General features: G+C 42.5%; 10 protein-coding genes. 7 read left to right on the top strand and 3 right to left on the bottom strand.

Going from position 1 to position 12,312, the window contains the following annotated elements:
- The first annotated feature begins 29 nt into the window (after window positions 1-29).
- The 4 genes from trxA to ACTNC6_RS13370 all read left to right on the top strand — a co-directional run bounded on the left by trxA (window position 30) and on the right by ACTNC6_RS13370 (window position 3,387).
- A complete protein-coding gene (gene trxA, locus ACTNC6_RS13385; RefSeq protein WP_019160983.1) occupies window positions 30-332 on the top strand; it encodes a thioredoxin in 303 nt (100 codons plus the stop codon).
- Window positions 333-338: 6 nt separating this feature from the next.
- Window positions 339-2,009, top strand: coding sequence for a B12-binding domain-containing radical SAM protein (locus ACTNC6_RS13380; RefSeq protein WP_441044340.1), 1,671 nt, complete (start codon window positions 339-341; stop codon window positions 2,007-2,009).
- Window positions 2,010-2,201: 192 nt separating this feature from the next.
- A complete protein-coding gene (locus ACTNC6_RS13375) occupies window positions 2,202-2,867 on the top strand; it encodes an AIR synthase-related protein (protein ID WP_173743180.1) in 666 nt (221 codons plus the stop codon).
- A gap of 19 nt (window positions 2,868-2,886) precedes the next feature.
- Window positions 2,887-3,387 (top strand): tRNA (cytidine(34)-2'-O)-methyltransferase, encoded by a 501-nt coding sequence (locus ACTNC6_RS13370; protein ID WP_019160987.1) that lies wholly within the window; start codon window positions 2,887-2,889, stop codon window positions 3,385-3,387.
- 183 nt (window positions 3,388-3,570) lie between these two features.
- Here ACTNC6_RS13370 and ACTNC6_RS13365 read toward each other — a convergent pair whose 3' ends face one another.
- A complete protein-coding gene (locus ACTNC6_RS13365; protein ID WP_441044339.1) occupies window positions 3,571-5,124 on the bottom strand; it encodes an ABC-F family ATP-binding cassette domain-containing protein in 1,554 nt (517 codons plus the stop codon).
- A gap of 199 nt (window positions 5,125-5,323) precedes the next feature.
- On the opposite strand from ACTNC6_RS13365, the gene ACTNC6_RS13360 reads away from it, so the two are divergent.
- The 3 genes from ACTNC6_RS13360 (at window position 5,324) to ade (ending at window position 10,099) form a co-directional block, all read left to right on the top strand.
- The gene (locus ACTNC6_RS13360) at window positions 5,324-5,878 is read left to right on the top strand and encodes a TetR/AcrR family transcriptional regulator (protein ID WP_441034879.1); all 555 of its coding nucleotides are present in this window, start codon (window positions 5,324-5,326) and stop codon (window positions 5,876-5,878) included.
- A 245-nt stretch (window positions 5,879-6,123) separates the two neighbouring features.
- Window positions 6,124-8,100, top strand: coding sequence for an oleate hydratase (locus ACTNC6_RS13355; protein WP_019160990.1), 1,977 nt, complete (start codon window positions 6,124-6,126; stop codon window positions 8,098-8,100).
- 274 nt (window positions 8,101-8,374) lie between these two features.
- The gene (ade, locus tag ACTNC6_RS13350) at window positions 8,375-10,099 is read left to right on the top strand and encodes an adenine deaminase (protein ID WP_441044338.1); all 1,725 of its coding nucleotides are present in this window, start codon (window positions 8,375-8,377) and stop codon (window positions 10,097-10,099) included.
- Between the two features lie 81 nt (window positions 10,100-10,180).
- On the opposite strand, the gene ACTNC6_RS13345 is transcribed toward ade, so the two are convergent.
- Complete coding sequence (locus ACTNC6_RS13345; protein ID WP_441044337.1) at window positions 10,181-11,593, bottom strand: ATP-binding protein; 1,413 nt, start codon at window positions 11,591-11,593, stop codon at window positions 10,181-10,183.
- Window positions 11,590-12,291 (bottom strand): response regulator transcription factor, encoded by a 702-nt coding sequence (locus ACTNC6_RS13340; RefSeq protein ID WP_173743175.1) that lies wholly within the window; start codon window positions 12,289-12,291, stop codon window positions 11,590-11,592. The genes ACTNC6_RS13345 and ACTNC6_RS13340 overlap by 4 nt, the downstream gene beginning before the upstream one ends.
- Window positions 12,292-12,312: the final 21 nt, after the last annotated feature.

Here is a 12,312-nt window from a genome sequence, read left to right as displayed (position 1 = left end):
CAAAAGAATAAGCAAAGGAGATATGAATTATGGCAAAAGAGATTACAACAGCAAATTTTGAAACAGAAGTATTAAAATCTGAGAAACCGGTTCTTATTGATTTCTGGGCAACATGGTGTGGTCCATGTATGCGTCAGGGTCCGATTGTAGAAGAACTGGCAGAAGAGGGATACGCAGTAGGAAAAGTAGACGTAGATCAGAATATGGCACTTGCACAGCAGTTTCGCGTTGTAAGCATCCCTACACTGATCCTGTTTAAGAATGGGGCAGAAGTGCAGCGTTTTGTAGGTCTTACTTCCAAAGAAGACTTAAAGAATGCACTGGAAGGCTAAAGCTTTATGAAGATTTTACTAGCGGCATGCAATGCCAAATATATTCATTCCAATCTTGCAGTCTATGATCTGCAGGCATATGCATCTGAATATACAGACCATATCATATTGAAAGAATATACTATCAATCAGCAGAAAGATGATATCATGCGTGATATTTATCTGGAGCATCCGGATGTGGTATGTGTGTCCTGCTATATCTGGAATATTTCTTTTGTAAAAGAACTGATGGCAGATCTGGCAAAGATTCTTCCGGACGTCGACTTCTGGGCCGGCGGTCCGGAAGTTTCTTATGATGCGGAGAAATTTCTGTCAGAGAATCCGGAATTTACAGGAGTTATGGTAGGAGAAGGGGAAGAAACTTTTCAGGAACTTTCAGGATATTATGTTAAGAAGAATCCGGAAAAACTGGAAAATATAACAGGAATCTGCTACAGAGACGGAGAGAAGATCATACATAATGGATGGCGTCAGATCATGGATCTCAGCAGCATTCCCTTTATTTACAAAGATCTGTCAGAGTTTAAGAACAGGATTATTTATTATGAGAGCAGCAGAGGATGTCCCTTTTCCTGCAGCTATTGTTTGTCTTCTGTAGATAAGAAGCTGCGGTTCAGGGATATAGAGATGGTGAAAAAGGAACTGCAGTTTTTTATAGATCATAAGGTTCCGCAGGTGAAATTTGTAGATCGTACCTTTAACTGTAAACATGATCATGCGATGGCAATCTGGAAGTATATTAATGATCATGACAATGGGGTAACAAACTTTCATTTTGAAATATCAGCAGATCTGTTAAGAGAAGAGGAACTGCAGGAAATGTCAACCATGCGCCCAGGTCTGATCCAGCTGGAGATCGGAGTACAGTCCACAAATCCGGATACAATTAAAGCGATACACAGAACAATGGATTTTGAAAAGCTGAAAGGAATTGTGGATCGTATCCACAGCTTTGGAAATATCCATCAGCATCTGGACTTGATCGCAGGACTGCCCTATGAGGACTATGACAGTTTCCGTAATTCTTTTAATGATGTTTATGCGCTGAAACCACAGCAGCTTCAGTTGGGATTTTTGAAAGTTCTGAAAGGCTCGCACATGATGGAAATGTGCCGTGAATATGGCATTGTCTATAAGAATCGGGAACCCTATGAGGTTCTTTCCACAAAATGGCTGGATTATGATCATGTTCTGAAATTGAAAAATGTGGAAAATATGGTGGAAGTGTATTATAATAGTGGACAATTCCAGAAAACACTGGAATATGCGGAGAGCTTTTTTCCGGATGCGTTTTCTATTTATGAAGGTCTTGGAATCTTTTATATGGAAAAAGGGTATGGAGATGTTTCTCATACCAGAATGAGACGGTATGAAATTCTTCTGGAATATCTGGAAACTGTACCGGGAATTTCCAGGGCAGAGGTAGCTGACCGGATGATACTGGATCTTTATCTGAGAGAAAATCTGAAGAGTCGTCCGGGATTTGCCGGGGATCAGAAGCCCTATGAAAAGCTTGTATGGGACTACAGAAAGCGGGCACATGTACCGAAAAATGCCCATGTGGAAGTATTCGGAAACGGCAGAGCTTTGTATTTTGACTATAACCGCAAGGATCCTCTGGATAACAATGCTTATGTGGAGGATGTTACAGAACAAATTTTTAACCGAATCAAGTAGCGAGGTGGATTGCGAATATCCGCTTGAATTTCAGAGACAACTCTGAGAGTTGTTATTAAAACGAGGTGACAGAAATGGGAATGTTTAATCCAAAAAAACGTAAAGTGATCTGTGCGATCATTGCTGTGATTCTGGTGCTGGCGATGGTAGTGCCGATGGTATTATCTCTTCTGGTTTATTAAGGGCAGTACAATGAGACTGGGACAAAAAGCAATGGAAGCATTACAGGCAGAGGTTACCGGATGCCTGCAGCCGGGAGATGAACTGGTTGTGGCCTGTCCGGTGGCGCTGGGAGGAACTTCACGTATTGCAAAACAGGAGAGAGAGAAACTGTCAGAGCGATTTTCAGCAGGCTTTGTCTGTGACTGTATGTTGTTGCAGCAGGAATACGGATTCAGTAAAAAAGACCATGAAGGCAGAGATATGAGTAATCTTCATCTGGAGGAAAAAGCAGAAGGCAGCAGTATATGGCAGATGGCTGTGCAGGCAGGTGCAAGTGCTCTCTATGCCATGGGCGAAGGGGGATTTTTAAGTGCCCTCTGGAAAGTGGCAGAGGCTTCCCAGGTGGGACTGACTGTGGATTTCCGTAAGGTACCTGTCCGTCAGGAAACTATAGAGGTCTGTGAAATATTTGATCTTAATCCATATAAATTGTGTTCACATGGATCTGTGCTTATTGGAATCTGTGGCGGAGAGGCATTAGTTCAGGAACTTCATAATGCAGGCTATGAAGCTGCAGTGATCGGACAGACCAATGCCGGAAATGATCGTTTGCTGTACAGCGGTGGGAATGCAAGATATCTGGAACGACCGGCAGAGGACGAATTATATAAAGTGTGCAAGAAACAAAAGAAATAAAAAGAACAGGACTAATAAAATGGCAAAGTTAAATATTGTACTTCATGAGCCGGAGATTCCGGCAAATACAGGAAATATTGGACGTACCTGTGTGGCAACAGGCACCAGACTTCATCTGATCGAGCCGCTGGGCTTCTCCCTGAGCGAGAAGGCGCTGAAGCGTGCAGGAATGGATTACTGGAAGGACCTGGATGTAACTACCTATCTGGATTATGAGGATTTTCTGCAGAAAAATCCGGGAGCAAAGATTTATTATGCCACTACAAAAGCTCCCCAGACCTATGTGGATGTTAATTATGAGGAAGACTGTTATATTATGTTTGGCAAAGAAAGTGCAGGAATCCCGGAGGATATTCTTGTGAACCATCAGGATACCTGTGTGAGGATTCCTATGATCGGAGATATACGCTCTTTGAATCTGAGCAATTCTGTAGCTATTGTTCTTTATGAGGCACTGCGTCAGAATCATTTTGACCATATGAATCTGGCCGGACATCTGAGAAATTATGAGTGGGATTGAGTTAAAGATTCTGGACTGCCTGATGGAAGTTTTTTTATGTTATAGGAAATTACTCCGTAATGTTCCTATAACATAAAAAAGCCCTCCGGGCAGGATCGCACTGCGACGGAGAGGAATTATGTCGCTGAAGCGACCCGCCGCAGGCGGAGAATCCTGCAAGCAGGATTCTCTCTTAACATTTATTTAGAGCTTGGTGGTCCATTGAGACAGATCCCAGACCTGAGTAGCCAGGCCTTCATAGAATTCCGGCTCATGGCAGACCATCAGGACACTTCCCTTGTACTCCTTCAGGGCTCGCTTTAATTCTTCCTTGGCAGCCACATCCAGATGGTTGGTTGGCTCGTCCAGCAAAAGTACATTGGTAGGTCTGTTTAACAATTTGCAAAGTCTTACCTTGGCTTGTTCGCCGCCGCTTAAAACCATGATACGGCTCTCAATATGTTTAGTGGTGAGACCACATTTCGCCAGAGCAGAGCGTACCTCATACTGGGTGTAGGAAGGAAATTCCTGCCAGATTTCATCAATGCAGCTGTTATCTCCGGAACCGGACATTTCCTGTTCGAAATAACCGATTTCCAGGTAATCCCCCTGTTCTACTTCGCCGGACAGAGGCGGGATTAATCCCAGAATACTTTTTAACAGAGTAGTCTTACCGATGCCGTTGGCACCGATCAGGGCTACTTTTTCTTTGCGCTCCATGGTCAGATTCAAAGGTTTGGACAGCGGCTCGTCATATCCGATGACAAGATCCCTTGTTTCAAAAATAATGCGGCTGGTGGTGCGGCCTTCCTTGAAATGGAATTCCGGTTTTGGTTTTTCTGCAGCCAGTTCGATCATATCCATTTTGTCCAGCTTTTTCTGACGGGACATTGCCATATTACGGGTGGCAACACGGGCCTTGTTTCTGGCTACAAAATCCTTCAGGTCTGCAATTTCCTTCTGCTGTCGGTTGTAGGCGGCCTCTAGCTGGGATTTTTTCATAGCATACACTTCCTGAAATTTATCATAATCGCCTACATAGCGGTTCAATTCCTGATTATCCATATGATAGACCAGATTGATCACACTGTTCAGAAATGGAATATCGTGGCTGATCAGGATAAAGGCATTTTCGTAATCATTCAGATAACGTTTCAGCCATTCAATATGCTCTGCATCCAGATAGTTGGTGGGCTCATCCAGGAGAAGAATATCCGGTTTCTCCAGCAGAAGTTTGCCCAGCAGGATCTTGGTACGCTGCCCGCCGGATAATTCTGTTACATCACGGTCCAGACCGATTTCTGTCAGTCCCAGTGCCCGGCCTACTTCCTCAACTTTGGCATCAATCATATAGAAATCATGCATGGTCAGCAGATCCTGGAGGGTACCCAGATCCTCCATATACTGCTCCAGCTCTTCAGGAGTAGCATCGCCCATTTTTTCACAGATTTCATTCATCTGTTTTTCCATATCGTACAGAAAATCAAAGGCAGAGGCCAGTACCTGGCGAATAGTCATTCCGGGAGTCAGTACGGTGTGCTGATCCAGATATCCAACCCGGACATTTTTGGCCCATTCCACTTTGCCTTCGTCCGGCATTAATTTTCCGGTAATAATATTCATAAAGGTAGATTTTCCCTCGCCGTTGGCTCCGATAAGCCCCACATGCTCACCTTTCAGCAGACGAAAGGACACATCATTAAAAATCGCACGGTCACCAAAGCCGTGAGTCAGGTGTTCTACATTTAATATACTCATAAATTCTCCTCTTCTTGATGCGAAAATACAAAGTCAGTGTAGCAAACACAGGGTATGCTGTCAATAAGACATCATAATAAAAATATGTTTATAGATTTTATAAAAATTTTCGTTGACCATATCCTTCTCTTTCGTTAGATTTAAATTATGATTTACTGATACAATATAGAAATTTTATAAATAATATGGAGGCAGATCTATGTCGAACACCACGAAGATTGCTCTGGAGGATTCCCTGAAGCGTTTGCTTTTGCGAAAGCCTTTGGATAAGATTACAATTACAGATATTACTACGGATTGCGGGATCAGCAGGATGGCCTTTTATTATCACTTCAAAGATATCTATGATCTGGTGGAATGGTGCTGTGTGGAGGATGGAACCAAGGCATTGCAGGGTAAGAAAACCTATGATTCCTGGACAGAGGGGCTGACCCAGGTATTTGAGGCTGTTCTGGAGAATAAACCTTTTATTATGAATGTGTATCGCTGTGTCAGCAGAGAAAAAATGGAAAATTATCTCTACAAGCTGACCTATCACCTGATTGCAGGAGTAGTGGAAGAGAAATGTAAGGGAAAAAATGTAACCCAGGAGGATAAGCAGTTTATTGCGAATTTTTATAAATATGGTTTTGTAGGAATTATGCTTGAATGGATTCAGGATGGAATGAAGGAAGATATTAATGAACTGGTTGGAAAAATCAGCCTTACCCTACATGGAACTATTACTACTTCAATTGAGAATTTTGCAATGTGAATAAGATTTTATCAAAACCCGGCAGATGATAAGTTTTTTATCATTGACCGGGTTTTGTAAATTGAAAAGAGAAATGTGGACTGCTATGATACGGCCATAAACAAAAAAGAAATATATTACACAGAATACAATGTTCAGATGCAAAGAGGATCATGTAATGTAAGGTAACTGACAATGGATAAAATGCAGTGACGATGGATAAAATAAAGTCAGAGAGACTGCTGATAAGAAAGGTGGACAAACATATGGGTAAAAATAAGGGCTTAGGTATGGTATCTGCGCTGGCAGTAGGAGCAGGTGTTGCAGCATTGGCAGCAGGAAAGAAATACAAAACAGCTGAGACAAAGAAAAAAGAAGAGTATGACGCACTTCATAATACAAGTGAATATCGCAATACAGAACGTGGAAAATATGAGAAAAACAGCAAGGGAATCTATTATACAAACGGTAACTATGAAGCATTTGCACGTCCGAGAAAACCGGAAGGCGTAGATGACAAACATGCTTATATCGTAGGAAGCGGACTGGCTTCTCTTGCAGCAGCCTGTTTCCTTGTACGTGACGGACAGATGCCTGGAAAGAATATTCATATTCTGGAAGCGATGGATATTGCAGGCGGTGCATGTGACGGTATCTTTGATCCAAGCCGTGGATATGTAATGCGCGGCGGACGTGAGATGGAAAACCATTTCGAATGCTTATGGGATCTTTTCAGAAGTATTCCGTCCATTGAAACACCGGGTGTATCTGTACTTGATGAATACTACTGGCTGAATAAGGAAGACCCCAACTATTCTCTTTGCCGTGCAACCAAGGATAGAGGAAAGGATGCTCATACAGACGGTAAATTCAATCTGAGCCAGAAGGGCTGCATGGAGATCATGAAGCTGTTCATGACAAAGGATGAAGATCTTTATGATAAGACAATTGAAGATGTATTTGATGAGGAGGTATTTGATTCCACATTCTGGTTATACTGGAGAACCATGTTTGCATTTGAAAACTGGCATAGTGCACTGGAAATGAAATTATACTTCCAGAGATTTATCCATCATATTTCCGGACTTCCGGATTTCAGTGCCCTGAAATTTACGAAATACAATCAGTATGAATCCCTGATCCTGCCAATGCAGAAATATCTGGAAGAAGCAGGCGTTGAATTCCAGTTCAATACAGAGGTTACAAATGTACTCTTTGAGTTTGAAGGCAATAAGAAGATTGCAAAAGCAATCGAGTGCAAGGTAAATGGTATTGAGAAGGGAATTGTTCTTACAGAGAATGACCTTGTATTTGTAACAAACGGAAGCTGTACAGAGGGAACCATCTATGGCGATCAGAATCATGCACCGAACGGAGATGCAGAAGTTCGTACAAGCGGATGCTGGAGCCTGTGGAAAAATATTGCAAAACAGGATCCGTCATTCGGACATCCTGAAAAATTCTGTTCTGATATTGCTAAGACAAACTGGGAGTCAGCAACAGTTACCACTTTGGATGATAAGATTATTCCTTATATTACAGATATCTGCAAACGTGATCCGAGAACAGGCAAGGTTGTTACAGGTGGTATTGTAAGCTGTCAGGATTCCAGCTGGTTATTAAGCTGGACGATCAACAGACAGGGACAGTTCAAGGATCAGGACAAAGACAAGGTTTGTGTATGGGTATATGGTCTGTTTACAGATGTACCTGGTGATTATATCAAGAAGCCTATGAAAGAGTGTACAGGTAAGGAAATCACAGAAGAGTGGCTGTATCATCTTGGCGTTCCGGTTGACCAGATTGAAGACATGGCTGAGAACAGTGCAGTTTGTGTACCGACTATGATGCCTTATATTACAGCATTCTTTATGCCAAGAACAAAGGGTGACAGACCTGATGTTATCCCGGATGGCTGCGTAAACTTCGCATTCCTGGGACAGTTTGCCGATACACCAAGAGATACTGTATTTACTACTGAATATTCCGTAAGAACTGCTATGGAGGCTGTATATGGACTTCTGGGTGTTGACAGAGGTGTGCCGGAAGTCTGGGGCAGTGTTTACGATATCAGAGAATTACTGGACAGCAGTGTGAAGCTGATGGATGGCAAATCTCCACTGGAAATTGAACTTCCGGGACCACTGGATATGCTGAAGAAACCGCTTCTGAAAGCTGTTAAGGGAACTGTGGTAGAGAAAGTACTCAGAGATCATGATGTGATCAAAGATTATATGATGTAAATATAGAGATGTAAGTTATATGAAAAGGCTGCAGGAGAGATCCGGCAGCCTTTTTTGTAAAGCCGCTAAAAGTTGGCGTAAGGTTGCTTTGATAAAAAAACAGGTTGCAAATTAAAAATACAGATGATAATATATAATGAAATGTATAGAAAAAAATAATTAAGATAATAAATAGTCTGAAAAAATAAACAAATATGATAAGATATTGGAAGCTTTGCTGTAGTAATGAATGTGTGGAACAGGAGGCTTTCAAGGGAGCGAAAGGAGGTTTTTTATGGAGCTTGAGATGTACCGCAGATATTCTCAGATGGCAAGAGGAATTGAGAAGGCTGAGCTGGTGTTTAAGAATGGACGGGTATTCAGCTCAGGGACAGGAGAGTTTATTGATAGGGATGTGGCTGTTGCGGATGGGATCGTGATCGGTGTTGGTACCTATAAGGGGGAGAGGGAGATTGATCTGGAAGGAAAGGTGATCTGTCCGGGCTTTATTGATAGTCATCTGCATTTGGAATCTACCCTGGTAACACCAGGTGAACTGGTGCGGCAGGCTGCACAGTGTGGAACTACAACATTTATTGTAGATCCTCATGAGTCTGCCAATGTGTCCGGTACAGATGGGATTGATTATATTCTGGATCAGACGGATAATGTGCCGGCAAATGTATATGTGATGATGCCTTCCTGTGTTCCGGCAACTCATGTGGATGATAATGGGTGTATTCTTACAGCAGGAAAGATGAAGGGATATCTGGAACATCCAAGGATTCTGGGACTTGGTGAAGTGATGGATGCGACTTCTGTGATTAATGGAAGTGTTGCCATGCATGAAAAGCTCCAGCTGTTTCAGGACAGAGTGAAGGATGGTCATGCACCGTTTCTGGCACCTGGTGATCTGTCAGCATATGTACTTGGAGGGATTGATACAGATCATGAGTGTGTGGACTATGAGTATGCAATGTCTGAAGCAAGAAACGGGATGTATGTGTTGATTCGTGAAGGCAGTGCGGCAAGAAATCTGGATGCAATTGTGTCGGGAATTGTGGAGCATCATACAGATACTACCAGTTTCTGTTTCTGTACAGATGATAAGCATATTGAGGAAATACGCAGAGAAGGACACATTAATTACAATGTAAAACGTGCAGTACAGCTTGGACTGCCGGTGGAGAAAGCTCTTCAGATGGCAACGATTCAGGCGGCTAGATGTTATGGCCTGTGCCATCTTGGGATGATCGCTCCTGGAAGACAGGCGGATTTTGTGATTTTGGATAATGTGATAGATTTAAATGTTGTAGATGTATATCATTGTGGAAAGAGGATTATCAAAGAAGAAAAAACGGAATTAAAGATATGTCCGCCTTACCTGAAAAATACAGTCCATGTATCTGGTTTCAGTGAAGAACGTCTGAAATTGAAACATCCGGGGACAAAGGCACGAGTGATTCAGATGCAGGAGAAACAGATAGTGACAAAGGCCGTTCTGGAAGAGGTTCCATGGGTGGAAGAAAATGGTGGAAAATATTTTGCTCCGGATAGGGAGTATCAAAAAATTGCAGTGATCGAGAGGCATAAGAATACGGGAAAGATGGGGGTAGGAATCGTAAAAGGCTACGGAATCTGTGGTGGAGCGATTGCTTCCAGCGTTTCCCATGATTCCCATAATATTATTGTAGTAGGAGACAATGACCATGATATGGCTCTTGCCGTAAAAGAAATGATACGTACTCAGGGAGGATATACTTTGGTATGTAATGGGGAGATTTATGGAACTTTGCCGCTTCCGGTCATGGGACTGATAAGTGATGCTGGATACGAGAGGGTAAATGAAGCCCTTGCCAGAATGATTCCGAAAGCCCATGAGATGGGAGTAAAAGAAGGATTTGATCCGTTTATTACACTGTCCTTTATGGCTTTACCTGTAATTCCGGAAATAAGGGTCACACCAAGAGGAATTTATCTTGTAAATGAAGACAGCATAATAAGGACGCCATTTGGCTGAAAGTCAAAAATACCGTAATAAAGACAGCTTTGTTGCCTTTATTGCGGTATTTTGGTGTAGAAGAATTGATAAGGGAGCAGCTTATTTAGCTTTCTCCAATGTAAAGATAAATTCTGTTCCTACGCCCTCAGTGCTGATTACATCAATATTCTGATTATGAGCATTGATGATCTCTTTGACAATGGAGAGTCCCAAACCTGTGCCTTTGCGGTCTTTTCCCCGGGAGGCATCAATTTTGTAGAAACGATCCCAGATTTTTGAAATATTATCTTTGGAAATTCCGGAACCGTGGTCTTTGACAGATACAAATACCCGGCCGTTTTTTACCGTAGTTTCAATCTGGATAGAGGAGCAGTCATTACTGAATTTAATGGCATTGTCTAACAGATTGTACAGTACCTGCTGGATCTGTTCCATATCAGCCCTGACATAAAGTTCCCTGCCTGAAAGCAGCAGTTCCAGACGGATCTGACGTCCGGCGCAGGTTCCCTCAAAGGTAGCAGCCGTGTTTTGGATGGTATCGTTGATATCAAAACGGTGGATATGCATCATTCGTTTTTTCATATCCAGTTCATTTAAAGTGAGCAGGCTGCGGGTAAGCTTTTCCAGACGTTCGGATTCAAAGGCAATGATCTTCAGATAACGTTCCTGCATCTCATAGGGGATTGTACCATCCAGGATCGCATTGACATATCCCTTGATAGAGGTAAGTGGAGAACGGAAATCATGGGACACATTGGCAATGAATTTACGCTGATACTCTCCGTTTTTGTTCAGCTTATCGGACATATAGTTCAGGGTTCGGGCCAGGTAACCCAATTCGTCATCTGAGTTAACCTGGATTTGGTATTCCAGATTTCCACTTGCATATTCGGATGCCCCCTTCATAATCTGGGTAAGAGGCTTGCGGATGTAATGGCTATAGACCCACAGTAGTCCGCTGGTAGCTATATAGCAGAGTAGAAAGATGATCTGCATGATCATCAGAATATCACTGCGGTTTTGATATAGATTCGCCATATCGTAGTGCAGGGCAATGTATCCAAGGATATTTTTATCGGAGGAGACAGGTACAACTATGCTTAGATGACTGGTGGGAAAATATCCCTGGAAATCTCCTACCTCATAATAGTTGTTATTCCAGATGGATCCATTAAAATTGTCTAATGGAATGGGGTGAGCAGGATCAATATCTTCTGCAGTACTGTAGTTTAATTCTCCCTGGCTGTTGATGATCCATACTACTGCATCCTGAAAAGTTGCAATTGCAGATAACTCTGGCCGAAGATAGCTGATATTTTCAGAATCCATGCTTGCTTTGACCTGATCGCTGGAGGCAATATTGTACCCTTCCTTGTATAAGGTGGAACTAAGAAAATGCTCATAGTGTTTTTCTACCAGATAAGAGCCGACCAGGGTTACCAGAAAAAATCCAAGGATTCCTATACCAATATAGAATCTTAGAAATTTTGTGGAGAGGTGATGCTGTTTCATTGATTTTTCACCTCAAATTTGTAGCCGATTCCCCAGACAGTGGCAATAGACCAGGCAGGGTTATCTTTGATTTTTTCCCGAAGTCTCTTAATATGTACATCTACTGTACGGGTATCTCCGATATATTCATATCCCCAGATATGATCCAGCAGCTGTTCTCTTGTAAAAACCTGATTAGGAGAAGCTGCCAGAAAATACAAAAGTTCCAGTTCTTTAGGGGGCATGTCGATTTGTTTTCCCATATAGGTGACCGCGTAGTTGGTCAGATTAATGACCAAATCAGGATAGCGGACACATTTTTCATTGGAAACAGGAGCTGGCTGTTTTACCTGGAAACGGCGAAGCACAGCACGGACTCTGGCAACCAGCTCTTTGGAGTCAAAGGGCTTGATAATATAGTCATCTGCCCCAAGCTCCAGTCCAAGAACTTTGTCAAAGGTTTCTCCCTTGGCGGAAAGCATGATGATTGGAACATCAGAGCTGTGCCGGATTTCTCTGCAGACCTGGTAACCGTCAATTCCCGGGAGCATCAGATCCAGTATGATCAGATCAGGCTGGAATTTCCTGAATTCCTTCAGGGCTTCTTCCCCGTCATTTACAATTTTTGTCTCAAAGCATTCTTTGGTGAGATACAGGGCAATCAGCTCTGCGATATTGTTATCATCATCCACGATAAGGATTTTCTGCTTGGAAACCATGTAAAATACCTCCTCATATAT

It is taken from the genome of Blautia sp. HCP3S3_C4, from assembly GCF_052064095.1.
Lineage (GTDB): Bacteria > Bacillota > Clostridia > Lachnospirales > Lachnospiraceae > Blautia_A.
The sequence above is the reverse complement of the archived record's forward strand: the minus strand, read 5'-3'. Positions and strand labels throughout refer to the sequence as shown.

What these genes read in the sequence shown, in the direction of transcription:
- trxA (WP_019160983.1), top strand. Translation starts at nt 30, where the DNA reads ATGGCAAAAGAGATTACAACAGCAAATTTTGAAACAGAAGTATTAAAA.
- ACTNC6_RS13380 (WP_441044340.1), top strand. Translation starts at nt 339, where the DNA reads ATGAAGATTTTACTAGCGGCATGCAATGCCAAATATATTCATTCCAAT.
- ACTNC6_RS13355 (WP_019160990.1), top strand. Translation starts at nt 6,124, where the DNA reads ATGGGTAAAAATAAGGGCTTAGGTATGGTATCTGCGCTGGCAGTAGGA.
- ade (WP_441044338.1), top strand. Translation starts at nt 8,375, where the DNA reads ATGGAGCTTGAGATGTACCGCAGATATTCTCAGATGGCAAGAGGAATT.
- ACTNC6_RS13340 (WP_173743175.1), bottom strand. Translation starts at nt 12,291, where the DNA reads ATGGTTTCCAAGCAGAAAATCCTTATCGTGGATGATGATAACAATATC.
- ACTNC6_RS13370 (WP_019160987.1), top strand. Translation starts at nt 2,887, where the DNA reads ATGGCAAAGTTAAATATTGTACTTCATGAGCCGGAGATTCCGGCAAAT.
- ACTNC6_RS13365 (WP_441044339.1), bottom strand. Translation starts at nt 5,124, where the DNA reads ATGAGTATATTAAATGTAGAACACCTGACTCACGGCTTTGGTGACCGT.
- ACTNC6_RS13345 (WP_441044337.1), bottom strand. Translation starts at nt 11,593, where the DNA reads ATGAAACAGCATCACCTCTCCACAAAATTTCTAAGATTCTATATTGGT.
- ACTNC6_RS13375 (WP_173743180.1), top strand. Translation starts at nt 2,202, where the DNA reads ATGAGACTGGGACAAAAAGCAATGGAAGCATTACAGGCAGAGGTTACC.
- ACTNC6_RS13360 (WP_441034879.1), top strand. Translation starts at nt 5,324, where the DNA reads ATGTCGAACACCACGAAGATTGCTCTGGAGGATTCCCTGAAGCGTTTG.